The organism is Streptomyces sp. NPDC001848 (genome assembly GCF_042891915.1).
Taxonomy (GTDB): Bacteria; Actinomycetota; Actinomycetes; order Streptomycetales; family Streptomycetaceae; genus Streptomyces.
This window is the reverse complement of the sequence record NZ_JBIATP010000016.1, coordinates 30392-53921: the sequence shown is the minus strand read 5'-3', so window position 1 is coordinate 53921 and position 23530 is coordinate 30392. Positions and strand designations below refer to the sequence as shown.

Sequence of the window (23530 nt, the reverse complement as noted above, 5' to 3'; positions counted from 1 at the left end):
CCGCGCCCGGTGGACGCTAAAGCTCCGCCAGCAACTCCGCCTTCTTCACGGAGAACTCCTCGTCCGTGACGAGCCCGGCCTCGTGCAGCTCACCCAGGTGCCGGATCCGCTCGGCGATGTCCGCCGGGTCCCGCCGAGCGGCCGGCACCACCGCCGAGGCCGGCCCGGCGGCCCGCACCGCGGCCAGTACCGCCGCGGCGAACGGCAGCGACTCATGAACGGGGCCGTAGCCGTGCCCGAACACGACGGCCGCCGGGTCCTGATCCGGCTGAGCGGGCTGCACGCCGTCCCGCGTCAGCAACCGCAGACACCCGTCGAACACCTCGGGCGACCGCCACTGCACGCCGCTGAGGCCGGTGACCGGGAAACTCTGGTCGCCGGCCTTCCACTTGGCCGAGGACGCGCCGGTCCAGAACCAGCGGAAGGACACCGCCCTGCCGTCGAAGGACGCCTTCCCGTCGTACGCCTTGAACTGCAGCGGCGCCTCGGGCGGCGCGACCAGGAACCGCTCGGCCGGTGTGCCGTCCGCGCTGATACGGGCGCGCAGCTCGTCCGCGTAGGCCTGCGCGAGGGTCTCGCGGTCCACGGGCAGAACCAGCCGGTAGGGGTCGGAGGTCTCCTTCAGCTGTCCGTCCGCCACCTCCATCAGCGGGTCGGCGCCGGGTCTGGGCACCGCGTGCAGGACCACGGTCCCGCGTCTGCCCGGGGTCAGTGTGATCCCCGCGATCGCCTCCAGGGGGATACGGCGCTGCCCGAGCGCCTGGAACAGCTTCGGTGTACGAATCCCCCGTTCGAAGCGGATGAGCACGGAGTCGGACTCGAACTCCCAGACGGCATGAAATCCGGCCAGTACGTCACCCATGCGGCTCATCGTATGCGGCACGCGCTCCTCCGTCGCTCCCCGAGCAGACCGCAATTCCTGGTCTTCTACGCGCGTCCGACCGGCGCCGTGCCGGGGAGATCCGCTCGGCACGCCTCATCGTTGTGCGCGCAGCGCACCGCGTCGTACGCGCCGACGCCGATCTCGGCGAAGTTGCGCAGGCTTTCGGTGCCCGGCGCGAAGTAGCCGGCGTGCCCCTTCGCCCCCTGAGCGGACAGCACCCTCGCGCCGAAGCCGCGGGAGACCGGGTCGGCGCCGTGGCCGAGGCCCCCGACCTCCAGGTACGGCACGTCCTGGATCCAGTCGTCGGCGTCCCGCATGGCCCACACCCGGGCCGAGGTGTGCAGCCCGGCGGCCGACTCGGTGCGCATGCCGGGGCTGCCCGCCACCGCTATGTCGGACACCCGTGCGGGCAGCGTGCGCGCGGCGAGCCCGCACAGCACCGAGCCGTAGCTGTGGCAGTACAGCTGGACGCGCGAGCGGCCGGGCAGGGCGCGCAGGAGGGCGTTCAGCCGGACGGCGCCCTGCTCGGCGCGCATCGCGGTGGCCGCCTCCATGCCGAGGCCGTCGGGCGAGGTGTAGTCGGCCCAGGCGATCACCGCGGTACGGGTCCCGGGGCTCGCCGCACGCTCCGCCGCGTACAGCGACTGGGCCATGCCCACCGGGGCCGAGTACGTGCGGACGGTGCGCTCGAAGGTGAGCAGGTCGGTGTCGACGCCGGGCACGACGACCGAGATCCGCCGGGCGGAGTCCAGGTCGCCGAAGACCTCCGCGATGCGGCCGGAGCCGTCCGGGTCGAAGGCGAGGATCTGCCGGCCCTGCTGCATCAGCGCCTCGAAGCGGTGCATGAGGCGACCCGCCTCCTGCTGGCCCACCGACGACAGCCGGTCGTCGTGCATCCGGGCACGCTCGACCCTGCGCTGCTGGTCGAGCGCGATGCGGTTGGCCTCGTAGCGCAGGCCCACCGGTGCCCCGTTCATGTTGCCGACCGCGAGCGGGTAGCGATGGGCGAGCCGGTCGCGCTGGTGCGCGCCGATCGAGGAGAAGAAGCGGGCGAGGTGGGCCGGGGAGTCACCGGGGTCCGGCAGCCGGTGGCCGGCGATCGTGCCGTGCTCCCACGCGGAACGCGACGCCTCGAGGGGCGTCGCGCCACGGTGGCTGCGCACGGCGGTCCAGCCGGTCGTCGCGAGCATCACGAAGACCACGGCCAGCGCGAGCAGTGCGCGCCAGACGTTGAGTTGCGGGGAGGTGTCGAAGGAAGTCACTGGGAGGACACACTAGGAGAACGAGAGGGTCTCGCGTTAACCGAGTGATGCGTCTCACGTTTCCTCTATGCCAATTAGGGCAAAACGGGTGGGTCTTGGGTTCGATCATCACGCTAAGTCGATGAGTCGTGCGTCACTTGGCACAGACCGTCACGACGAGGTCACTCGCACGGCCGCTGCCTCACCCGGGCGCGCCGGGAATTCACTTGACGCCCACGGGGCCGACACGGAATCAGTTCCTGCCGGATGCGTACGTCGTCACCTCGTGCGCCACTTGTCCGCCAACGCCGGGCGGAGGGCGTCGAGGTACGAGGCCGTCAGCTCGCGGATCGCGGCCACGCTGGGGTCGCCGCCCGCGCTCCACAGGCGTTCGGTGACCCGGATCACTCCGCCGAACACGGCCACCGCGACGCGCGGCCGCGGGTCCGTGTCCACGTCGACCCCTTCGCGCTGGGCGATGATCCGGGCGATCTCCTCCTCCAGCTCCGCCGAGCGGCGCAGATGGGTGGCGAACAGGCTGGGCGTCGACTCGATCAACCGGTAGGTGCGCATGTGGAGTTCCACCGGGATGATCCGCTCGATGGCCTCGCCGATGCCGTCCCAGCCCTCCAGCACCGCCTGCCGCAGCGCCTCCAACGGGGCCTCGTCGAGCGGCCGTCCGCGCACCAGGTCGACGAAGTGGGCCTCCGCGACGGAGTGGGCGAAGAAGACGGCCTCCTCCTTGCCGGCGAAGTACCGGAAGAAGGTGCGCTGCGAGACGTCCACGGCCTCGACGATGTCGTCGACGGTCGTCTCCTCGTATCCCCGGGTGGTGAACAGCTCCAGGGCGGCACGCAACAGTGCGTCCCGGATGCGCTGCTTCTTGCGCTCACGCAGACCGGGCCGTGACGCCGTTTCCATCAGTCCTCATTCCGTTCGTCTGCCCCGTTCACACTGTCCGGGAGCGCCGTGACAGTTACCGACTTGTGAACTCATTTGTCAAATGTCAGTCGCTGTCACTAGCCTCGAACGCATGACTAGTCAGACCATCGACACGACGGGGCCGGGGGACAAGGCGTCGGCAGCCCCGTCGGACCCCGCGCCGGGCAGGGGCCTGCGCGGGCACCCGTGGTTCACCCTGATCACTGTTGCCGTCGGGGTCATGATGGTGGCTCTGGACGGCACCATCGTGGCCATCGCCAACCCGGCCATCCAGAAGGACCTGGGCGCCAGCTTCGCCGACGTCCAGTGGATCACCAACGGCTACTTCCTCGCCCTCGCGGTCTCCCTGATCACCGCGGGCAAGCTCGGCGACCGCTTCGGCCACCGGCAGACCTTCCTGATCGGCGTGACCGGCTTCGCCGCCGCCTCGGGCGCCATCGGCCTGTCGCACAGCATCGCCGCGGTCGTCACCTTCCGCGTCCTCCAGGGCCTGTTCGGCGCGCTGCTGATGCCGGCCGCGCTCGGCCTGCTGCGGGCCACCTTCCCGGCCGAGAAGCTGAACATGGCCATCGGCATCTGGGGCATGGTCATCGGCGCCTCCACCGCGGGTGGCCCGATCCTCGGCGGCGTCCTCGTCGAGCACGTCAACTGGCAGTCGGTGTTCTTCATCAACGTCCCGGTCGGTGCCCTCGCCCTGGTCCTGGGCCTGCTGATCCTGACCGACCACCGCGCCGAGAACGCGCCGCGCTCCTTCGACATCCTCGGCATCGCGCTGCTGTCGGGGGCCATGTTCTGCCTGGTCTGGGCACTGATCAAGGCCCCGACGTGGGGCTGGGGCGACGGGAAGACCTGGCTGTTCATCGGAGCGTCCGTGCTGGGCTTCGCCCTCTTCTCCGTCTGGGAGACGAAGGTGAAGGAGCCGCTGATCCCGCTGTCGCTGTTCCGCTCGGTGCCGCTGTCCGCGGGTGTCGTCCTGATGGTCCTGATGGCGATCGCCTTCATGGGCGGTCTGTTCTTCGTCACCTTCTACCTGCAGAACGTGCACGGGATGAGCCCGATCGACGCGGGCCTGCACCTGCTGCCGCTCACCGGCATGATGATCGTCGGCTCGCCGCTCGCGGGCGCGCTCATCACCAAGCTGGGCCCGCGCATCCCGCTGGCCGGCGGCATGCTCGCCACCGCGGTCGCCATGTACGGCATGTCCACGCTCAAGGCGGGGACGGGCAGCGCCACGATGTCGCTGTGGTTCGCCCTGCTCGGCCTCGGCCTGGCCCCCGTGATGGTCGGCGCCACCGAGGTCATCGTCGGCAACGCGCCCATGGAGCTCTCCGGTGTGGCCGGCGGTCTCCAGCAGGCCGCCATGCAGATCGGCGGCAGCCTCGGTACGGCGGTGCTGGGCGCCGTGATGGCCTCCAAGGTGGACCACGACCTGCCCGGCAACTGGAAGGACGCGGGGCTCCCGCCGCTCAGCCAGTCCCAGCTGGACCAGGCCTCCGAGGCGGTCCAGGTCGGTGTCGCCCCGCTGGCGAAGGGCACGCCGGAGGCGATCGCCACGAAGATCACGTCGGTCGCGCACGACACGTTCATCTCAGGGATGAGCCTGGCCTCCCTCGTCGCCGCCGGTGTCGCGGCCGTGGCGGTCCTGGTTGCGCTGCTGACCAAGCGGGGCGAGAACGCGGAGGCGGGCGCGGGCGCCGCGCACATCTGACGCCATGACGGGCAAGTTCCCTCATCAGGGTGAAGGCGCTCAAGATCCCTCCCGCCGGGCGCGCACCGCGGGTCACAGTGGGTCACGTCCTGCGGTGCGCTGCCGGAGGGGGGCAGCGCACCGGCAGGACTGAAACGCGCAACGGGGGTACCCGCACCATCAAGCCCGAACCGACGGCTGAGTCAGGGAGTTGATGATGGCGGGCTTCGGACACGGAACGCGCAGGCACCCCCGCTCACGGAGCCGGATGTGGTACCGGAGCGGGCCGGATCGCGCGACGCTCGGGATCGTCGGAGTCATCTGTGCGATCGCGGGCTTCTTCGCCCTCGGCATCGTCCTTGGCCCGGTCGCGGTCGTCTGCGGCTGGCTCGCCATGGGCCGCACCTGGACGGGAAGCCGTTCGGTGCCGGCCCTGGTGGCCGTGGTCCTGGGAGCGATCGACACGCTCCTGGCGATCGTGTGGCTGGCGGGCGGGACACCGGGGTTGACGTAGCGCAGCTGCGGGCAAACCCGGCCGGCCCCCGGCCACCCCAGCCACCGGGCACCGCTACAGCTGACGTTCCTGCCGCGCGGCACGCGACAACGCCGCGACCTCGCCCCGAAGCGCCCGCACCTCCTCCGCCAACGCCTCGATCGCCGCGGTCTGCCGCCGTTCCTCCACGTCGTCCTTCTCGAACCGCGCGTCGCTCCGCCGACAAGCGTGATCAGCGGGATCTGTGAGGCCATCCGCGCCCGCCGCCCCACGAGCATCAGCGTGGCCACCATCCGCAGCAGCCTGAGCGGCTGGAGCATCGGCGCCACCACCGCGCACAGGTCCAGCCAGTGCTCCGTACGAACGCGCGCCGCTGCCCGGACAGCGCGAGCCGCACCAGGTGGTCGGATGCGAACGTGGCCCACACCGCCCACTCCACCACCGTGCACGCGGTCGCCAGTGCCCGGCTCGCCCCGCTGTCCACGATCGGCACCCCGTACGCGACGTCGAACAGGACAGCCGGCGCCAGCAGGGGCCGCTGGGTGTGGTGCTCCCAACGGACCTGCGCCGACTGCTCGTTCATGCACGCATCGTAAAGAACGTAAAGACGCATGACGACGAAGGGCGGCGGGACCCGAGCCCCACCGCCCTTCGACCGCCACCGCTCAGGCCGAGCGCGGGGTCATGTCACGCGTCGCCGCCCGCCGCGCCCGGGTGCGCCGCCGTCACGTCCAGCAGCTGGTACCGGTCGATCGCCTGCTTCAGCACCGAGCGGTCGACCTTGCCCTCCCGGGCCAGCTCGGCGAGCACCGCGACCACGATCGACTGCGCGTCGATGTGGAAGAAGCGGCGCGCCGCACCGCGCGTGTCGGCGAAGCCGAAGCCGTCCGCGCCCAGCGACTGGTAGGTGCCCGGCACCCAGCGCGCGATCTGGTCCGGAACCGACCGCATCCAGTCGGACACGGCCACGAACGGACCCTCCGCATCGCTGAGCTTCCGCGTCACGTACGGGACGCGCTGCTCCTCCTCCGGGTGCAGCAGGTTGTGCTCCTCGCAGGCCACGGCCTCACGCCGCAGCTCGTTCCAGGAGGTCGCCGACCACACGTCGGCCTTCACGTTCCACTCCTCGGCGAGGATCCTCTGCGCCTCGACCGCCCAGGGCAGGGCCACTCCGGAGGCCATGATCTGCGCCGGGACGGAGCCCGCCGTGCCCTCGCTGAAGCGGTAGATGCCCTTGAGGATGCCCTCGACGTCCACGTTCGCCGGCTCGGCCGGGTGCTGGATCGGCTCGTTGTACACGGTGAGGTAGTAGAAGACGTCCTCGCCGTGCGGGTGCTCGGGCGAGGAGCCGTACATCCGGCGCAGACCGTCCTGCACGATGTAGGCGATCTCGTAGGCGAACGCCGGGTCGTACGCCACGCACGCCGGGTTCGTCGAGGCGAGCAGCTGCGAGTGGCCGTCCGCGTGCTGGAGGCCCTCACCCGTCAGCGTCGTGCGGCCGGCGGTCGCGCCGAGGACGAAACCGCGCGCCAGCTGGTCGGCCATCTGCCAGAACTGGTCACCCGTGCGCTGGAAGCCGAACATCGAGTAGAAGACGTACACCGGGATGAGCGGCTCGCCGTGCGTGGCGTACGCCGAGCCCGCCGCGATCAACGACGCCGTGCAGCCCGCCTCGGAGATGCCGTCGTGCAGCATCTGCCCGGTCGGCGACTCCTTGTACGCGAGCAGCAGGTCCCGGTCCACGGCCTCGTACTGCTGGCCGAGCGGGTTGTAGATCTTCGCGCTCGGGAAGAACGAGTCCATGCCGAAGGTGCGGTACTCGTCGGGCGCGATCAGCACGAACCGCCTGCCGAGCTCCTTGTCCCGCATGAGGTCCTTCAGCAGTCGTACGAACGCCATGGTGGTGGCGATGGACTGCTGACCGGAGCCCTTCTTCACGGTCGCGTACGTCTTGTCGTCCGGCAGTGCCAGCGGCTTCGACCGCACGACGCGCGTCGGGACGTAGCCGCCGCACGCCTTGCGCATGTCGTGCATGTACTGGATCTCCTCCGAGTCCCGGCCCGGGTGGTAGTACGGCGGCGGGCCGGACTCCAGCTCCTTGTCGGAGATCGGCAGGTGCAGGCGGTCCCGGAAGTGCTTGAGGTCGGCGACCGTCAGCTTCTTCATCTGGTGCGTGGCGTTGCGGCCCTCGAAGTTCGGACCCAGCGTCCAGCCCTTGATCGTCTTGGCCAGGATCACCGTCGGCTGGCCCTTGTGGGCCTTGGCCGCGGAGAAGGCGGCGTAGATCTTGCGGTGGTCGTGACCGCCACGGCCCAGGTGCAGGATCTGGTCGTCGGTCATGTTCTCGACCATCGCGCGCAGCCGCAGGTCGTCGCCGAAGAAGTGCTCGCGGATGTACGCGCCGGACTCGGTGGCGTACGTCTGGAACTGGCCGTCCGGCGTGGTGTTCATCTTGTTGACCAGTACGCCGTCCCGGTCCTGGGCCAGCAGCGGGTCCCAGGAGCGATCCCAGATCAGCTTGATCACGTTCCAGCCGGCGCCCCGGAAGACCGACTCCAGCTCCTGGATGATCTTGCCGTTGCCGCGGACCGGGCCGTCGAGGCGCTGCAGGTTGCAGTTGACGACGAAGGTCAGGTTGTCCAGGCCCTCGCGAGCGGCGATCGTCAGCTGTCCGAGCGACTCCGGCTCGTCCATCTCGCCGTCGCCGAGGAACGCCCACACGTGCGACTTGGAGGTGTCGGCGATGCCGCGCGCCTCCATGTAGCGGTTCATCCGCGCCTGGTAGATCGCGCCGATCGGGCCGAGGCCCATGGAGACCGTCGGGAACTCCCAGAAGTCCGGCATCGAGCGCGGGTGCGGGTAGCTGGAGAGCCCGTACGGCGCCTTGGACTTCTCCTGACGGAACCCGTCCAGGTGCCGTTCGGTGAGCCGGTCCAGCAGGTAAGCGCGGGCGTAGATGCCCGGCGAGGCGTGGCCCTGGAAGAAGACCTGGTCACCGCCGTCGCCCTCGTCCTTGCCGCGGAAGAAGTGGTTGAAGCCCACGTCGTACAGCGAGGCCGAGGAGGCGAAGGTGGCGATGTGGCCGCCGACGCCGATACCCGGGCGCTGGGCGCGGGAGACCATGACGGCGGCGTTCCACCGGGTGGCGTTGAGGATCTTGCGTTCGATCTCCTCGTTGCCGGGGAAGAACGGCTCGTCCTTGGTCGCGATGGTGTTGACGTAGTCCGTGCTGCGCATCTCGGGCACGGCCACGCGCCGCTCACGGGCCCGCTCGATCAGACGGAGCATCAGGTAGCGGGCCCGCTCACGGCCGCGCTGGTCCACGGCGGCGTCGAGGGAGTCGAGCCACTCCTGGGTTTCCTCGGGATCGAAGTCAGGAACCTGACTCGGAAGGCCGCCAATGATGATCGGATTACGATCGGATCCGGAAGCCACGCTGTTCCTTACCTGTCAGAGGGCCACTTTTCCTGTGCCTGCACCGGTCCCCATCGTGTACCTCGGGGAAGCGAAACGTCATCTCTACCGGCGGGTAATCACGGTGGCGGACCGGATGTTCAGGGGCGGGCCCGATCAAAACGCAACGATACGCCCAGGCCGTGACGTGCCCCGCAAACTCATTCGGGACTCGTACCCGCGGATGATTCCGGAATGCGCAAACCGGGCAGAACGGTGTGGTGTAGGTCACCTCGCGGCGCGATACCGTGCCTGGAGTTGCGGCGACACGGCCAGGATCGTCACCGTTTCGGCGGTCTGAACCGCCGGGTACTTGCGCGATCCGCCCCGCCCGTGTGGACTACGGCCAACGCTTCGCGTACGCGCGTGGCTGAGATACTCACCAAGACATGATCAGGAGGCAACCCGTGAGCGCGACCGCGGACCACGCGGAGGAGCGGACGAACCCTGCCGTCAGGCTGGGGTTCCAGCCCGAGCAGGTGGTCCAGGAGATCGGCTACGACGACGATGTCGACCAGGAGCTTCGCGAGGCCATCGAGGAAGTCATCGGCAGCGAGCTCGTGGACGAGGACTACGACGACGTTGCCGATGCCGTGGTGCTGTGGTTCCGCGACGAGGACGGCGACCTGACGGATGCGCTGGTGGACGCCACCACGTACGTCGAAGAAGGCGGCTCGATCCTGCTCCTCACGCCGAAGACCGGCCGAACGGGCTACGTGGAGCCCAGCGACATCTCGGAAGCCGCGACGACGGCGGGTCTGTCGGCGTCCAAGAGCGTCAGCGTGGGCAAGGACTGGAGCGGCTCGCGTCTGGTGACGCCGAAGGCCGCCAAGTCCAAGCGGTGACGCTCCGCTGGGGGGCCGTCCACTGAGCGGTGCCCCCGGTCGGGGTGGCCGTACCTGGGGGCTGCGCCCCCAGACCCCCATCGGCCTGACGGCCTCGTCCTCGAACTCCCCCAAGCCCTTCGAGCCAGGGGCACCCCCAGGACGAGGCTGATTTTGCCGGGCTGGGCTGAAACATCAGCTCGGCCCGGCCTCCCGCGTCGTGTGCTCCGCTCGCTGCGTAGGGTGGTCCTGCCCCTACCCATCCCGTCGAAAGGGAAGCAGGACCATGGCGATCCAGGTCGGCGACAAGGCCCCCGACTTCGAGCTCAAGGACAACCACGGCGCGACCGTGAAGCTCTCCGACTTCCGCGGTCAGAAGAACGTGGTGCTGCTCTTCTACCCGTTCGCCTTCACCGGCGTGTGCACCGGCGAGCTCTGCGCGCTGCGCGACAACCTGCCGAAGTTCGTCAACGACGACACCCAGTTGCTCGCCGTCTCCAACGACTCCATCCACACCCTGCGCGTCTTCGCCGAGCAGGAGGGCCTGGAGTACCCCCTGCTGTCCGACTTCTGGCCGCACGGCAACATTTCGCGCGCGTACGGCGTCTTCGACGAGGACAAGGGTTGCGCGGTGCGCGGGACCTTCATCATCGACAAGGAGGGCGTGGTGCGGTGGACCGTCGTCAACGGCCTGCCGGACGCGCGCGACCTGAACGAGTACGTGAAGGCGCTCGACACCCTGTGATGCCGTGTCGAAGGGTCCGCCCCAGGGGCGCGCCCCTTCGGCTTACTTCGGTTCCAAGGCCTGTGGGGCGCGGGAACCCGTCACTAGGATCGACTCGTTGATCCGGTATATCCGGTACATCGCACGACGGGGCTCCCCGCCCCTGGACACCAATGGAGGGACTCGTGGGAGTCAGCCTCAGCAAGGGTGGCAACGTATCGCTGACCAAGGAGGCCCCCGGCCTGACCGCGGTCCTCGTCGGACTCGGCTGGGATGTCCGCACCACCACCGGCACCGACTTCGACCTGGACGCCAGCGCTCTGCTGCTGAACTCGTCGGGCAAGGTGGTCAGCGACCAGCACTTCGTGTTCTTCAACAACCTCAAGAGCCCCGACGGCTCTGTCGAGCACACCGGTGACAACCTCACGGGTGAGGGCGAGGGCGACGACGAGGCGATCAAGGTCAACCTCGCGGCGGTGCCGGCGGACGTCGACAAGATCGTCTTCCCGGTCTCCATCTACGACGCCGAGAACCGCCAGCAGTCCTTCGGCCAGGTGCGCAACGCTTTCATCCGCGTGGTGAACCAGGCCAACCAGCAGGAGATCGCGCGGTACGACCTGAGCGAGGACGCCTCCACGGAGACCGCCATGGTGTTCGGCGAGCTGTACCGTCACGGCGCCGAGTGGAAGTTCCGCGCCATCGGCCAGGGCTACGCCTCGGGCCTGCGGGGCATCGCCCAGGACTTCGGCGTCAACGTCTGACGCCGGCGCGACTGCACACGGGCCCTGCGCCGTACGGCGCAGGGCCCGCACAGCCGCGGGCATTCGTGCCTCCCCCGGTGCCTTGACGGCCTGGGGGGACCCAGGCGCGGAGCCCGCTTTCCGGCTGCCGGCAGTCCTCGTACCGCCGAGCGGCGGAACCCACCCGCTGGCAACCGAAGCCGCCGGGTACGCCGACGGGACTACCCACGCCGCACCATAGGGGTCGGCCCTGGCCGCCGAGGGTTTCCCTTTCGACCACCGGGGGAGAAACCACGACCACCGGGGGAAAAGCCACGACGACCGGGGGGCTCCACCCCCGGGACGAAAAAGTACTCGGGGAGGAACAAGCACCATGGGCGTCACGCTCGCCAAGGGAGGCAACGTCTCCCTCTCCAAAGCCGCACCGAACCTCACCCAGGTGATGATCGGACTCGGCTGGGACGCGCGCTCCACCACCGGAGCCCCCTTCGACCTCGATGCCAGCGCACTGCTGTGCAGCGGCGGACGGGTCCTCGGCGACGAGTGGTTCGTCTTCTACAACCAGCTCAAGAGCCCCGACGGCTCCGTCGAACACACCGGCGACAACCTCACCGGTGAGGGCGAGGGTGACGACGAGACCATCCTGGTGGACCTCGCCAAGGTCCCGCCCCAGTGCGACAAGATCGTCTTCCCGGTCTCCATCCACCTCGCCGACGAGCGCGGCCAGACGTTCGGCCAGGTCAGCAACGCCTTCATCCGTGTCGTCAACCAGTCCGACGGCCAGGAGCTCGCCCGCTACGACCTCAGCGAGGACGCCTCCACCGAAACGGCCATGATCTTCGGCGAGGTCTACCGCCACGGCGGCGAATGGAAGTTCCGCGCCGTGGGCCAGGGGTACGCGTCCGGCCTGCGCGGCATCGCTCTGGACTTCGGAGTGAACGTTTCTTAATCAGGCCGTCCGCTGCGTGCGCCTCCAGCCCCTCCCCCTTCCGGACCTGCGGTGTTCCGATCCGGCTGGACCACATGTCCCGGCCGGACCAGGACCCCTCTAAACTCTGTGGTCAATGTTCGGTAAAGCCGGGTACGGCGACGGGTAGCCCCGTACACATACGGATTGGGTAGCCAGTGCTTCTGAAAACCTTCGGCTGGTCGTTCGTGGTCACCGCGGTCGGCTTGGCCCTGGCGGTCCTCTATGGGGGGTGGACCGCCTTCGGTATCGTGGCGATCCTCTCCGTCCTCGAGATCTCGCTGTCCTTCGACAACGCGGTGGTCAACGCCGGAATCCTGAAGAAGATGAACGCCTTCTGGCAGAAGATCTTCCTCACGGTCGGCGTGCTGATCGCGGTCTTCGGCATGCGACTGGTCTTCCCCGTCGTCATCGTCGCCGTCACCGCCAAGAAGAACCCCATAGACGCCGTCAACCTCGCGCTGACCGACAAGGACCAGTACCGGCAGCTCGTCACCGACGCCCATCCGGCGATCGCGGCGTTCGGCGGCATGTTCCTGCTGATGATCTTCCTCGACTTCATCTTCGAGGACCGGGACATCCAGTGGCTGCGCTGGATCGAGCGCCCGCTCGCCAAGCTCGGCAAGGTCGACATGCTGTCGGTCTGCATCGCGCTGATCGTCCTGCTGATCACCTCCATGACCTTCGCCGTCCACGCCCACCAGCACGGTGGCGCGCACGTCGACAAGGCGCAGACGGTGCTCATCTCCGGCATCGCCGGCCTGATCACCTACATGATCGTGGGCGGTCTGTCCGGCTATTTCGAGGACCGCCTGGAGGAAGAGGAGGAGCGCGAGCACGAGGAGGAAGAGGTGGCCGCCCGCAGCGGCAAGCCGCGCTCGGCGGTGCTGCTGGCCGGCCAGGCCGCGTTCTTCATGTTCCTCTACCTGGAGGTCCTGGACGCGTCCTTCTCCTTCGACGGCGTGATCGGCGCGTTCGCCATCACCAACGACATCGTCCTGATGGCGCTCGGCCTCGGCATCGGCGCGATGTACGTGCGGTCGCTGACGGTCTACCTGGTCCGCCAGGGCACCCTCGACGACTACGTCTACCTGGAGCACGGCGCCCACTACGCGATCGGGGCGCTCGCCGTGATCCTCATGGTCACCATCCAGTACGAGATCAACGAGGTGGTCACCGGCCTCGTCGGTGTCGTCCTGATCGCAGCGTCCTTCTGGTCCTCCGTGCGCCGCAACCGCGCGCTCGCCGCGGCCGGGGGAAAAGCGACGGCCTCGGACGAGAAGACTGAGATCTCGTCCGGGGTGTGAGAGTTCTCGGGGTGAGGGAACGCTCTGTGCGGGGCGGTCGCGAGGAGGCGTCCTCGGCGGGCCGCCCCGCGGCTGTGGAGCGGTGCAATAGTGAGGCAGGGGGCGGGCATGGGTTTCTGGGACGGCGTGTGGCGCGGGCGGGCGACGGACTTCGACTCGGGCAGCGCGGCGACCAACGCGATCGAACTGACCAAGCGGCACCACCGGGTCTCGCTCACCAAGCAGGGCGCGGCGAGCGGCAACCTGCGCATCAACCTGTCCTGGCGCATGCGGACGTCCGACATCGGCGGCCCCGAGCGCAGCAGTCTGTTCCGCAACCCGCTGCGGCTGTTCACCCCCGAGGTCGTGCAGGCGCACACCCAGAGCATGGTCAACGTCGACCTCGACCTCGGGTGCATGTACGAGCTGAGCGACGGCACCAAGGGAGTGGTGCAGCCGCTGGGCAGCTTCTACGGCGAGCTGAACGACCCGCCGTACATCAAGCTCAGCGGTGACGACCGGTTCGGCTCCGGCTCCGGTGAGACGATCTTCGTCAACCTCGACCACCGGGACGACTTCAAGCGGCTGCTGATCTTCGTCTACATCTACGACCAGACGCCGGCGTTCGATCGCACACACGCCCACGTCACGCTCTACCCCAGCAACGGCCCGCGCATCGAGATCGGCCTCGACGAACGCCATCCGCAGGCCCGCTCCTGCGCGGTCGTCCTCATCGAGAACGTCAAGGGCGAGATCACCGTCCGCCGAGAGGTGAGGTTCGTCTACGGCTTCCAGGCAGAACTGGACCGCCTGTACGGCTGGGGCCTGCAGTGGGGCCGGGGCTACAAGACCAAGGCGTAGCAGTGTGTTCAGCCCCGGGCTACCCCTGGCGCCCGATGAACTGCGGCCCCTGCGGCGGCAGCCGGAAGTCGGGGTCCGGCACCGGCACCGCCGTCTGCGGATACCCGTACGCCGGGGCCGGTGCCGGCTGCGGATACCCGTACACCGGCTGCGGATACCCGTAAGCAGGCTGCGCAGGCGCGGTCGCAGGCGCAGCCACCGCCGCGGTCGCCGCCTCCGCCGGGTACCCGTACCCCGCAGACGCCCCCACCGGCTGCTCCGGCGGCAACGGCACCGACACCTCCGGCGCGGACACCGGCACCTCCGGCGCGACAGCCGGCGCCGTCTCCTCCTCCGACTCGTCCACCGAGATGCCGAAGTCGTTCGCGAGGCCCTTCAGCCCGTTGGTGTATCCCTCACCCAGCGCCCGGAACTTCCAGTTCTCCCCCCGCCGGTACAGCTCCCCGCAGATCAGCGCCGTCTCCGCGCCCGTCTCCGGCTTGACGTCGAAGTACGCCAGCGGCTCCCCCTCGGAGGCCCCCGCGTCGTACAGCAGGATCCGCAACCCCCGCACCCGGTCGAACGTGACGTCGTCCGCCGAGGCGACCAGCAGGATCCGCCCCACTCCGGGCTCGACGCCCGCCAGATCCGTCTGGATGGTGTCGGTCAGCGCGTCCGACTCCCGCTTCTTCCCGAGCAGCCGTACCGTCCCGGACGGATGCCGGGGCTGGTTGTAGAAGACGAAGTCCTCGTCTGACCGCACCCGACCGTCGGGACCCAGCAGCAGCGCCGAGGCGTCGACCTCGGGGACGCCCTGCCCCGGCGCCCAGCGCAGCACCGCCCGTACCGCCGTGGCCTCGAGCAGTACGTTCGACCCCTTCAGCATCGCGTGCGTCATGCCGTCATCCTGCCCTCTCCGTCCTGGTCACGACAACGCGGGGGCAAGCTCTCCGCATGCTGTCCGCGTTGCCGTCGACACGGTCGAGTTACCGGAACTTCATGCCCGAGGGGAACCCATGACATGGAGTTCTACGTACTATTACCGGCCACGTCTATTCAGGCAGTCCTGCATCACGGGGGAGTCATATGCGTCATTTCGGGCACATCGCCCCTGGGGAGCGGCAGCGCCTCTTCTACCGCGAGCCGGCCGTCTTCACCGCCGACTCGCCGGCCCCGGTTCTCGCGGCGGCCCTCGGCGCCACCCTCTACAGCCCGGCGACCCGCCCGCACCTGGCCGACGACGTGGTGAAGCAGGCGGGCCGCGGTGTCGTCTCCATGGTGCTGTGCCTGGAGGACTCCATCGACGACGCGGACGTCGTGCCCGCGGAGGAGAACCTGGTCCGGCAGTTCACCGACCTCGCCTCGCGGGGCGACGCCGAACTGCCGCTGCTCTTCGTCCGCGTCCGAGCCCCCGAGCAGATTCCGGACCTGGTCGCCCGGCTCGGCCCGGCCGTCCGGCTGCTGTCCGGTTTCGTGCTGCCGAAGTTCACCGAGGAGAGCGGCGTCCCCTTCCTGGAGGCACTCTCCGCCGCCGAGACGGCGAGCGGGCGCCGCCTGTTCGCGATGCCCGTCCTGGAGTCGCCCGGCCTGCTCTACCTGGAGACGCGCCGCGAGACCCTGGACGGCATCTTCCGCACGGTCGACAAGTGGCGCGACCGCGTCCTCGCACTCCGCCTCGGCGTCACCGACTTCTGCTCCTCGTACGGCCTGCGCAGGGCACCCGACATGACCGCCTACGACGTGCAGATCGTCGCGTCCGTGATCGCCGACGTCGTCAACGTCCTGGGCCGCGCCGACGGCACCGGGTTCACCGTGACCGGACCGGTGTGGGAGTACTTCCGGGTCCAGGAGCGCATGTTCAAGCCGCAGTTGCGCCGCAGCCCCTTCCTTGAGGGCCATGTCGAGGAACTGCGCGAGACGCTGATCGAGCACGACCTGGACGGGCTGCTCCGCGAGATCTCCCTCGACCGCGCCAACGGCCTGCTCGGCAAGACCTGCATCCACCCCTCGCACGTGATGCCGGTGCACGCACTGTCGGTCGTCAGCCACGAGGAGTACAGCGACGCCCAGGACATCCTCCGACCCGAGCGCCTCGGCGGCGGGGTTCTGCGCTCGGCGTACACCAACAAGATGAACGAGGTGAGGCCGCACCGCGCCTGGGCCGAGCGCACCCTGCGGCGCGCCGAGGTCTTCGGCGTCGCCAACGAGAACATCGGCTTCGTGGAGCTGCTGGCCGCCGGGCTGCCGCAGTGACAGGCGTGAAGGAACCGATGGAGAACGCGGTCTGGACCGGGACCTGGGTCGCCGAGCGGCTCGGGGTCGAACTCGTCGGCGACGAGCGGCTGAAGGAGCTGCTGGGCCTCGCGCTGCGCCGCAACCCCAAGCGGGCGCACCTGCTCGTCTCCAACGTGCTGGGCAAACACGTCCCGCAGGTGCCGTCCGTCGTCCACGGCCACGGGCTGGCGCTCGGCCGCCGGGTGCGGGACCTGCTGGGCGAGGACGAGGCCGACCGCGCGGTCGTCCTCGGGTACGCGGAGACGGCCACCGGACTCGGCCACTCGGTCGCGGACGGCCTCGGCGCCGTGCCCTACCTGCACTCCACCCGCCGCCCCGTCGAGGGCGTCGCCCGCGCCGGCGGTTTCGAGGAGTCCCACTCCCACGCCACCTCCCACCTGCTGCTCCCGGAGGATCCGGCGCTGCTGGCGGGCGACGGCCCGCTCGTCCTGGTCGACGACGAGTTCTCCACCGGCAACACCGTCATGAACACGATCCGCGACCTGCACGAGCGGTATCCGCGGGGGCGGTACGTCGTCGTCGCCCTGGTCGACCTGCGCTCGCCCGCCGATCTGGGCCGGCTGGAGGACTTCGCCCGGCAGATCGGCGCCCGCGTGGACCTGGTGGCCGCGGCCTCGGGCACGGTGAGGCTGCCCGAGGGGGTGCTGGAGAAGGGGCAGGAGCTGGTCGCCCGGCACGCGACGCCCGTAGGCCACGAAGAGGCCCACGGGACGATCACCCGCGTCGACCTCGGCTGGCCCCGCGGGCTGCCCGACGGCGGACGGCACGGTTTCACCCCCGAGCACCGCTCCCGCCTGGAGCGCGCACTGCCCGCGATGGCGGCGCGGCTGGCCCGGGCGCTGCCCGCGGGGGCCCGCCGCGTCCTCGTACTCGGCTTCGAGGAGCTGATGTACGCGCCGCTCCGGCTCGCCCGCGAGCTGGAGGACGTCCTGGACGCCGCCGAGGTCCGCTACTCCACCACCACCCGTTCCCCCGTCCTCGCGGTCGACGAACCCGGCTACGCGATACGCACCCGGATCGTGTTCCCCGCGCACGACGACCCGGCCGACGGCCCCGGCGAACGCTACGCCTACAACGTCGCGGGCGCCGGTTTCGACGCCGTCGTCGCGGTCGTCGACTCCGTCGCCGACACCCCCCAACTGCACGCCCCCGGCGGCCTCCTGGACCGGCTCGCCGCGCACACCCCGCACGTCCTGCTCGCGGTCGTCCCCGCCCACCTCCCCGCGCCGCTCCCGCGCGCCACCGCCTCCTCCCCGGAAAGATCCGCCATGCTGCCCGAGCCCCTCCGCGGCCCCGCCTTCTCCTCGTACGCGCCCGACGAGGTCGGCTGGCTGCTCCAGGACCTCTCTGACGTCACCCTGGAGGCGCCGACCGAGGAACGCGAAGAGGCCATCCAGAGCGGTGGCGCGCACTACGCGGAGTCGCTGCCGGTGGAGTACCAGCCGAGCGAGCAGTACCAGGAGCTGTTCCACGCGGCCCTCGAGGCATCGGCCGCCCGTCTGGCCCAGGCCGTCGGGGTGGTCACCGAGACGGTCCTCGCCGAACGGTCGCCACGGCCCGTGCTGGTCTCCCTGGCCCGCGCCGGCACCCCCGTCGGGGTCCTCATGCGCCGCTGGGCCCGGCACCGGCACGGCCTGGACCTGCCGCACTACGCGGTGTCCATCGTGCGCGGCCGCGGCATCGACGCCAACGCGCTGCGCTACCTCGCCGACCGCTACGACCCGAGCGACGTCGTCTTCGTCGACGGCTGGACCGGAAAGGGCGCCATCACCCGGGAACTGGCCGATGCGATCAGGGAGTTCGAGGCGTCCGACGGCATCACCGGCTTCGACCCGGAGATCGCGGTGCTCGCCGACCCGGGCTCGTGCGTACGGACGTACGGCACCCGGGAGGACTTCCTCATCCCGTCCGCCTGCCTCAACTCGACGGTCTCCGGCCTGATCTCGCGCACGGTGCTGCGCGGCGACCTGGTCGGCCCGCACGACTACCACGGCGCGAAGTTCTACCGCGAGCTGGCGGGAGCCGATGTCTCGGGGGCCTTCCTCGATGCCGTCTCGGCCCGCTTCGCCGAGGTCGAAGAGGCGGTCGACCTCCAGGCCAAGGAGCTGCTGTCCGGTGACCGCACGCCGACCTGGGAGGGCTGGGCGGCCGTGGAGCGCATCAGCGAGGAGTACGGCATCCACGACGTGAACCTGGTCAAGCCGGGCGTCGGTGAGACCACGCGGGTGCTGCTGCGCCGGGTGCCGTGGAAGATCCTGGCCCGGAAGGGTGGGGGTACCCCCTGCTCGAGCGGAGCCGAGAGCTTGGGGGCGGGCGCCGACCTGGACCATGTGCGGCTGCTGGCCGAGCAGCGTGGCGTGCCGGTGGAGGAGGTCGACGCACTGCCGTACACCTGCGTGGGGCTGATCCACCCCCAGTACACGCGGGGCGCGACCGGCGCCGACGGCAGGGCGGTGGCCGGATGAGCACCGTCCTGGTCGCCAGCGACCTCGACCGCACCCTGATCTACTCCTCGGCGGCGCTCGCGCTGACCATGCCGGACGCGCGGGCGCCCCGGCTGCTGTGTGTGGAGGTGCACGAGAGCAGGCCGCTGTCGTACCTGACCGAGACCGCGGCCGGGCTGCTCACCGACCTCGGTGACCGGGCGGTGTTCGTACCGACCACGACCCGCACCCGCAAGCAGTACCAGCGCATCAACCTGCCGGGCCCCACCCCGGCGTACGCGATCTGCGCCAACGGCGGCCATCTGCTCGTCGACGGCGTCACCGACCTCGACTGGCACGCCGCGGTGCTGGCTCGGCTGGCGGACGAGTGCGCGCCGCTGGCCGAGGTGCGGGACCATCTGACGGCCACCGCCGACCCGGCCTGGGTGCGCAAGCACCGGGTCGCGGAGGACCTGTTCGCCTACCTCGTCGTCGAGCGGGAGCTGCTGCCCGAGGAGTGGGTGAAGGAGCTGGCCGTCTGGGCGGAGGACCGGGGCTGGACGGTGTCCCTGCAGGGCCGCAAGATCTACGCCGTCCCCAAGCCGCTCACCAAGAGCGCGGCCGTGCGGGAGATCGCCCGCCGCACCGGGGCCACGCTGACGCTGGCGGCCGGGGACTCGCTGCTCGACGCCGACCTGCTGCTCGCCGCGGACCGTGGCTGGCGCCCGGGCCACGGTGAACTGGCCGACTCCGGCTGGACGGCTCCAGGGATCGGCGCGCTGCCGGAGCGGGGTGTGGTGGCCGGGGAGCGGATCCTGCGGGAGTTCCTGAAGGCGGCCAAGGAGGCGTGACCGGCGGCCTTCGAAGCTACGGTGGAGTGGAACGTGCAGCGCGCTCACCCGCCGAGTTCGAGGAGGGCCGGTGGCCAAGGGGAACGGGACGCCGCTGACGGACGAGCTGTACGCGTACATGCTCGGCCACAACCCGCCGCTGGACCCCGTGCAGCGGATGCTCGTGGAGGTCACGCACACGCAGCTGCCGCTGGTGGCCGGCCAGCAGGTCGCCGAGGAGCAGGGGGCGCTTCTGGCCTTTCTGGTACGGCTGACCGGGGCGCGGCGGATCGTCGAGGTCGGGACCTTCACCGGGCTGTCGGCGCTGTCCATGGCGCAGGCGCTGCCGCCCGGCGGGACGCTGCTGACCTGCGACGTCTCCGAGGAGTGGACGCGGCACGCGCGGGAGGCGTGGGAGCAGGCGGGGGTGGCCGACCGGATCGAGCTGCGGATCGCGCCCGCGCTTCAGACGCTGCGTGGGCTGCCGGCCGAGCCGCACATCGACATGGCGTTCATCGACGCGGACAAGGACAACTACGTCGCCTACTGGGACGAACTGGTGCCCCGTATGCGCCCCGGCGGGCTGCTGGTGGTCGACAACGTCTTCTTCCACGGCGGCGTGACGGATCCGGACGCGACCGGGTCCGCCGCGGCGATCAGGGACTTCAACGCCCATGTGAAGGCGGACGACCGGGTGGACAGCGTGATGCTGTCGATCGCGGACGGCCTGACCCTGGCCCGCCGCCGCTGACGGCATTGCTGCCGCCGCGACCGCCGCTGAGCGGGTCTCAGCCGCAGCAGCCCCCGCCGCAGCAGCCGCCCCCGCCGCCGCCCGCCTTCGGCGCCGGTGCCGGAGCGGACGCCGTGCCGCCCACCGCCACCGTGGACAGCAGCTTCACCGTGTCGTCGTGGCCTTGCGGGCAGTTCGCGGGGGCGGAGGACTCCGCCATCGGACGGCTCAGTTCGAACGTGTCGCCGCAGGTACGGCAGCGGTACTCGTAGCGTGGCATGTGCACAGATTAACGGGGGCCCGCCGACGATCACAGGACTTCCGGCGACCCGCGCTGCTTGGTGAATGCCGCACGATCTCCTCAAGATCTCCTTAATATTCTCTCCGCGACCACCTACTGGCCGGTTCCCGATCGAGGGCATCACAAAGGTCGCTGATAATTTAAGGAAGCCGCGATGAGCCGCAAGGCGTCGGGGAGGGGGGTTCGCTGCCGCATGTCCGGCCGCTGCATCTACCCGCGCGTGCAATTCCGAGTGCGGAGGGAGACGCAGTCGTGACCGAGGCATGGCGTCGAATAGGTGACGGGCCGTCTCAGGGCCGTCCGTGGGCCGGGGTGTGCCGTGGCTAGCCAGGACGGCGGCCGTCCGGACCGTCGTACGGATCCCCGCAGCGTGCCCGACGACCGCTCCCGGACGCCCTTCGACCCGGACGTCACCATGCAGTTGAAAGCCGGAGCACCTTTCGACCCTGAGTTCACCATGCAGTTGAAGGCCGGGACGCCTGCAGAGCCGGACGGGACGGCGCAGTTGAAGGCCGGCACGCCCTCCGAGTCGGACGAGACCACACAGTTGAAGGCCGTCCGTCCCTCGGCGCCCGGCGAGACCACGCGGTTGAAGCCCGTCGCGCCCGCGGCCCCGGCCCCCGGCGAGACCACGCGGTTGAAGCCCGTCGCGCCGGCGGCCCCGGAAGAAACCATGCAGTTGAAGGCCGTTGCGCCCCCGGCGCCGGACGAAACCATGCAGCTGCGGCTGCCGCGCCCGCCGGAGGCGCCCCAAACCCGGAGCGGGCGGCGCAAGGCCGCACGTCCCTCCCTCCTCACTCGTGTCACCTCGCCCCTGACGCCCTACGCCCGCAAACTCGCACCGTACGCCCGGCGGTTGGCCCCCTACGCCCGACGGTTGGCCCTGTACGCCCGCAAACTCAGGCCCGTCTATCCGCGGCCCGGTCGCGTCGGATGGCGTCGCTGGGTGCCCTCCTGGCGGCAGTGGCTCGGCGCCGTGCTCGCTTCTTTCGGCCTCAGCGGCGTGTTCCTGGCCGTCGCCTACGCCGTCACGGACATACCGGACAACCTCAACTCGTACGCCACCCAGCAGGACAACCTCTACTTCTGGTCCGACGGCACGCCCATGGCCCGTACCGGCTGGGTGCAGCGACAGGCCATGCCGCTGAAAGACATACCCGAGCAGGTTCGCTGGGCGGTTCTGGCGGCGGAGAACGAGAGCTTCTACTCCGACCCCGGCATATCCGTCAAAGGCATCACCCGCGCCCTGTGGAAGACGGTCGGTGAGGGTGATACCGAAGGTGGTTCCACCATCACCCAGCAATATGTGAAAAACGTCTATCTGACGCAGAACCAGACCGTCAGCCGCAAGTTCACCGAGGCGATGATCGCCCTCAAGCTCGACAACAGGATGAGCAAGGACAAGATCCTTGAGGGATACCTCAACACCAGCTGGTTCGGCCGTGGAACCTACGGCATCCAGCGCGCCTCCCAGGCCTACTACGGCAAGGACGTGACCCAGCTCAACGCGAGCCAGGCCGCCTTCCTCGCCTCCCTGCTCAAGGGCGCCGGTCTGTACGACCCCACCCTCGGAAAGGCCAACCACCACCGGGCCGTCGAGCGCTGGAAGTGGATCCTCGACCGCATGGTCAAGATCGGCAAGCTGTCGAAGGCCGAGCGGGCCAAGTACACGACCTTCCCCGAGCCGCTCAAGCAGAACCCGCTCTACTACACCGGTCAACAGAGCGACTACCTGGTGGAGTTGGCGTCGAGCTACGCCAAGAAGGCCGCACACATCACGGACCAGCAGTTCGACCTGGGCGGCTACCAGATCTACACCACCTTCGACCGCAAGCGGGAGAGCGCGCTCACCGACGCCGTCAACAAGGCCCGCAAACAGGCGCGGAAGGACCATCCGGACACGGCGGCGACCGCCCACTTCGGCGCCGCCTCGGTGACCACCGACGGCCGCATCCTGGCCGTCTACGGCGGCCCCGACCACCGCACCCAGGGCTACAACGAGTCCAACGCGGCCACCGTCCCGGCCGGTTCGGCGTTCCTGCCGTTCGTCTACGCGGCCGGTCTGGAACACGGCGTCCACAAGACGCGCGGCGGGCCCGCGACCCCCGTCACCCCGGAGTCGGTCTACGACGGCCGTGACAACATCCCCGTCACCACCCCGGAGGGGCCGTACTGGGACCGCAGCGGCAAGATGGTCTCCGCCCACAACGACGGAAAGAAGTCCTACGGGCCGATCACCCTGCGCCGTGCCCTGGCCCAGTCCGTGAACACGCCGTTCATGCAACTCGGCATGGACACCGGCCTGGACAAGGTGCGTGAGACGGCGGAGGCGGCCGGGCTGCTGTCCGACAGCATGGGAGCACAGGTCCCCGCGCTGTCCCTGGGCAACTCCACACCCAGCGCGATCCGGATGGCGAGCGGATACGCCACGTTCGCCGCGGGCGGCAGGCACACCGAGCCGTACTCGGTGCGGCGCATCACCCGCAACGGCGCCACCGTGCCCCTGAACGCGCCGGGGTCCCGCCGTGCGGTGGGCGCGCAGGTGGCCGGGGAGGTCACCGACGCGCTCACGGACTCCTTCCGCGCCGCCCACCCGGGCGCGGCGCCCGCCTCCGCGCAGGTCGCGGGGAAGGCCGGAACCACGCAGGACGACACGGCCTCCTGGTATGTGGGCACGGCCCGGTCCGTGTCCACCGCGGTGGTCGTCTACCGCATGGACCTGTCCAAGAGCCTCGAACCACTGCCGCTGAAAGGAGTCGCCGGCACCCCGAACGAGGGTGCCCCCTACGGCATCTGGTCCACGGCCATGAGCCCGCTCGGCTGACGCCACCGGCCGAGCACCCCACCCCCCACCTTCCTCCTCGGAGAACG

Annotated in this window: 19 protein-coding genes and 1 pseudogene; 13 read left to right on the top strand and 7 right to left on the bottom strand. The window is 69.9% G+C overall.

Annotation, left to right across the window (positions count from 1 at the left end; genetic code table 11):
- Nucleotides 1-16: 16 nt before the first annotated feature.
- The 3 genes from ACFYZJ_RS29535 to ACFYZJ_RS29525 all read right to left on the bottom strand — a co-directional run bounded on the left by ACFYZJ_RS29535 (nt 17) and on the right by ACFYZJ_RS29525 (nt 3045).
- The gene (locus ACFYZJ_RS29535) at nt 17-862 is read right to left on the bottom strand and encodes a DUF4429 domain-containing protein (protein ID WP_388572971.1); all 846 of its coding nucleotides are present in this window, start codon (nt 860-862) and stop codon (nt 17-19) included.
- Between the two features lie 65 nt (nt 863-927).
- Nucleotides 928-2145, bottom strand: coding sequence for an alpha/beta hydrolase (locus ACFYZJ_RS29530; RefSeq protein WP_388572969.1), 1218 nt, complete (start codon nt 2143-2145; stop codon nt 928-930).
- Between the two features lie 258 nt (nt 2146-2403).
- Complete coding sequence (locus tag ACFYZJ_RS29525) at nt 2404-3045, bottom strand: TetR family transcriptional regulator (protein ID WP_388572967.1); 642 nt, start codon at nt 3043-3045, stop codon at nt 2404-2406.
- A 112-nt stretch (nt 3046-3157) separates the two neighbouring features.
- Here ACFYZJ_RS29525 and ACFYZJ_RS29520 point away from each other — a divergent pair, with 112 nt between their 5' ends.
- The gene (locus ACFYZJ_RS29520) at nt 3158-4774 is read left to right on the top strand and encodes an MFS transporter (RefSeq protein WP_388572965.1); all 1617 of its coding nucleotides are present in this window, start codon (nt 3158-3160) and stop codon (nt 4772-4774) included.
- A 193-nt stretch (nt 4775-4967) separates the two neighbouring features.
- Nucleotides 4968-5267, top strand: a complete 300-nt coding sequence (locus tag ACFYZJ_RS29515; RefSeq protein ID WP_388572963.1) for a small hydrophobic protein — start codon at nt 4968-4970, stop codon at nt 5265-5267.
- Nucleotides 5268-5321: 54 nt separating this feature from the next.
- Here ACFYZJ_RS29515 and ACFYZJ_RS29510 read toward each other — a convergent pair.
- Nucleotides 5322-5829: pseudogene (locus tag ACFYZJ_RS29510) on the bottom strand (hypothetical protein).
- Nucleotides 5830-5933: 104 nt separating this feature from the next.
- Nucleotides 5934-8681, bottom strand: a complete 2748-nt coding sequence (gene aceE, locus ACFYZJ_RS29505; protein WP_388572961.1) for a pyruvate dehydrogenase (acetyl-transferring), homodimeric type — start codon at nt 8679-8681, stop codon at nt 5934-5936.
- A gap of 425 nt (nt 8682-9106) precedes the next feature.
- Between aceE and ACFYZJ_RS29500 the strand changes: the two genes are divergently transcribed.
- The 6 genes from ACFYZJ_RS29500 (at nt 9107) to ACFYZJ_RS29475 (ending at nt 14101) form a co-directional block, all read left to right on the top strand.
- The gene (locus tag ACFYZJ_RS29500) at nt 9107-9544 is read left to right on the top strand and encodes a DUF3052 domain-containing protein (protein WP_181139047.1); all 438 of its coding nucleotides are present in this window, start codon (nt 9107-9109) and stop codon (nt 9542-9544) included.
- A 265-nt stretch (nt 9545-9809) separates the two neighbouring features.
- Nucleotides 9810-10268: a peroxiredoxin gene (locus tag ACFYZJ_RS29495; protein ID WP_388572959.1), complete on the top strand. Its 459-nt coding sequence runs from the start codon at nt 9810-9812 to the stop codon at nt 10266-10268.
- Between the two features lie 164 nt (nt 10269-10432).
- Nucleotides 10433-11008, top strand: a complete 576-nt coding sequence (locus tag ACFYZJ_RS29490) for a TerD family protein (protein WP_388572957.1) — start codon at nt 10433-10435, stop codon at nt 11006-11008.
- A gap of 352 nt (nt 11009-11360) precedes the next feature.
- Nucleotides 11361-11936, top strand: coding sequence for a TerD family protein (locus tag ACFYZJ_RS29485; RefSeq protein ID WP_388572955.1), 576 nt, complete (start codon nt 11361-11363; stop codon nt 11934-11936).
- A 176-nt stretch (nt 11937-12112) separates the two neighbouring features.
- Nucleotides 12113-13261: a DUF475 domain-containing protein gene (locus ACFYZJ_RS29480; RefSeq protein WP_388572953.1), complete on the top strand. Its 1149-nt coding sequence runs from the start codon at nt 12113-12115 to the stop codon at nt 13259-13261.
- Between the two features lie 108 nt (nt 13262-13369).
- Nucleotides 13370-14101 (top strand): Tellurium resistance, encoded by a 732-nt coding sequence (locus ACFYZJ_RS29475; RefSeq protein WP_388572951.1) that lies wholly within the window; start codon nt 13370-13372, stop codon nt 14099-14101.
- A gap of 19 nt (nt 14102-14120) precedes the next feature.
- Here the strand turns inward: ACFYZJ_RS29475 and ACFYZJ_RS29470 are convergent, their stop codons facing one another.
- On the bottom strand, nt 14121-14978 hold the full coding sequence (locus ACFYZJ_RS29470; RefSeq protein ID WP_388572949.1) for a TerD family protein: 858 nt from the start codon (nt 14976-14978) through the stop codon (nt 14121-14123).
- Nucleotides 14979-15166: 188 nt separating this feature from the next.
- Between ACFYZJ_RS29470 and ACFYZJ_RS29465 the strand changes: the two genes are divergently transcribed.
- The 4 genes from ACFYZJ_RS29465 to ACFYZJ_RS29450 all read left to right on the top strand — a co-directional run bounded on the left by ACFYZJ_RS29465 (nt 15167) and on the right by ACFYZJ_RS29450 (nt 20379).
- Entirely contained in the window at nt 15167-16333 is a 1167-nt protein-coding gene (locus tag ACFYZJ_RS29465) for an HpcH/HpaI aldolase/citrate lyase family protein (RefSeq protein WP_388572947.1), read from the top strand.
- Nucleotides 16334-16350: 17 nt separating this feature from the next.
- Nucleotides 16351-18840, top strand: a complete 2490-nt coding sequence (locus ACFYZJ_RS29460) for a phosphoribosyltransferase (RefSeq protein ID WP_388572945.1) — start codon at nt 16351-16353, stop codon at nt 18838-18840.
- Complete coding sequence (locus ACFYZJ_RS29455; protein ID WP_388572943.1) at nt 18837-19649, top strand: HAD family hydrolase; 813 nt, start codon at nt 18837-18839, stop codon at nt 19647-19649. Before ACFYZJ_RS29460 ends, ACFYZJ_RS29455 begins: the two co-directional genes overlap by 4 nt.
- 70 nt (nt 19650-19719) lie before the next feature.
- A complete protein-coding gene (locus ACFYZJ_RS29450; protein ID WP_388572941.1) occupies nt 19720-20379 on the top strand; it encodes an O-methyltransferase in 660 nt (219 codons plus the stop codon).
- A 37-nt stretch (nt 20380-20416) separates the two neighbouring features.
- On the opposite strand, the gene ACFYZJ_RS29445 is transcribed toward ACFYZJ_RS29450, so the two are convergent.
- Nucleotides 20417-20638 (bottom strand): zinc ribbon domain-containing protein, encoded by a 222-nt coding sequence (locus tag ACFYZJ_RS29445; RefSeq protein WP_388572939.1) that lies wholly within the window; start codon nt 20636-20638, stop codon nt 20417-20419.
- A 694-nt stretch (nt 20639-21332) separates the two neighbouring features.
- Here ACFYZJ_RS29445 and ACFYZJ_RS29440 point away from each other — a divergent pair.
- Nucleotides 21333-23483, top strand: a complete 2151-nt coding sequence (locus tag ACFYZJ_RS29440) for a transglycosylase domain-containing protein (protein ID WP_388573219.1) — start codon at nt 21333-21335, stop codon at nt 23481-23483.
- Nucleotides 23484-23530: the final 47 nt, after the last annotated feature.

Bases quoted from the DNA above. Each gene is read 5' to 3' on its own strand.
- ACFYZJ_RS29535 (WP_388572971.1), bottom strand. From the start codon at position 862: ATGGGTGACGTACTGGCCGGATTTCATGCCGTCTGGGAGTTCGAGTCC.
- ACFYZJ_RS29525 (WP_388572967.1), bottom strand. From the start codon at position 3,045: ATGGAAACGGCGTCACGGCCCGGTCTGCGTGAGCGCAAGAAGCAGCGC.
- ACFYZJ_RS29520 (WP_388572965.1), top strand. From the start codon at position 3,158: ATGACTAGTCAGACCATCGACACGACGGGGCCGGGGGACAAGGCGTCG.
- ACFYZJ_RS29515 (WP_388572963.1), top strand. From the start codon at position 4,968: ATGATGGCGGGCTTCGGACACGGAACGCGCAGGCACCCCCGCTCACGG.
- ACFYZJ_RS29495 (WP_388572959.1), top strand. From the start codon at position 9,810: ATGGCGATCCAGGTCGGCGACAAGGCCCCCGACTTCGAGCTCAAGGAC.
- ACFYZJ_RS29485 (WP_388572955.1), top strand. From the start codon at position 11,361: ATGGGCGTCACGCTCGCCAAGGGAGGCAACGTCTCCCTCTCCAAAGCC.
- ACFYZJ_RS29475 (WP_388572951.1), top strand. From the start codon at position 13,370: ATGGGTTTCTGGGACGGCGTGTGGCGCGGGCGGGCGACGGACTTCGAC.
- ACFYZJ_RS29470 (WP_388572949.1), bottom strand. From the start codon at position 14,978: ATGACGCACGCGATGCTGAAGGGGTCGAACGTACTGCTCGAGGCCACG.
- ACFYZJ_RS29465 (WP_388572947.1), top strand. From the start codon at position 15,167: ATGCGTCATTTCGGGCACATCGCCCCTGGGGAGCGGCAGCGCCTCTTC.
- ACFYZJ_RS29460 (WP_388572945.1), top strand. From the start codon at position 16,351: ATGGAGAACGCGGTCTGGACCGGGACCTGGGTCGCCGAGCGGCTCGGG.
- ACFYZJ_RS29455 (WP_388572943.1), top strand. From the start codon at position 18,837: ATGAGCACCGTCCTGGTCGCCAGCGACCTCGACCGCACCCTGATCTAC.
- ACFYZJ_RS29445 (WP_388572939.1), bottom strand. From the start codon at position 20,638: ATGCCACGCTACGAGTACCGCTGCCGTACCTGCGGCGACACGTTCGAA.
- ACFYZJ_RS29440 (WP_388573219.1), top strand. From the start codon at position 21,333: ATGCAGTTGAAGGCCGTTGCGCCCCCGGCGCCGGACGAAACCATGCAG.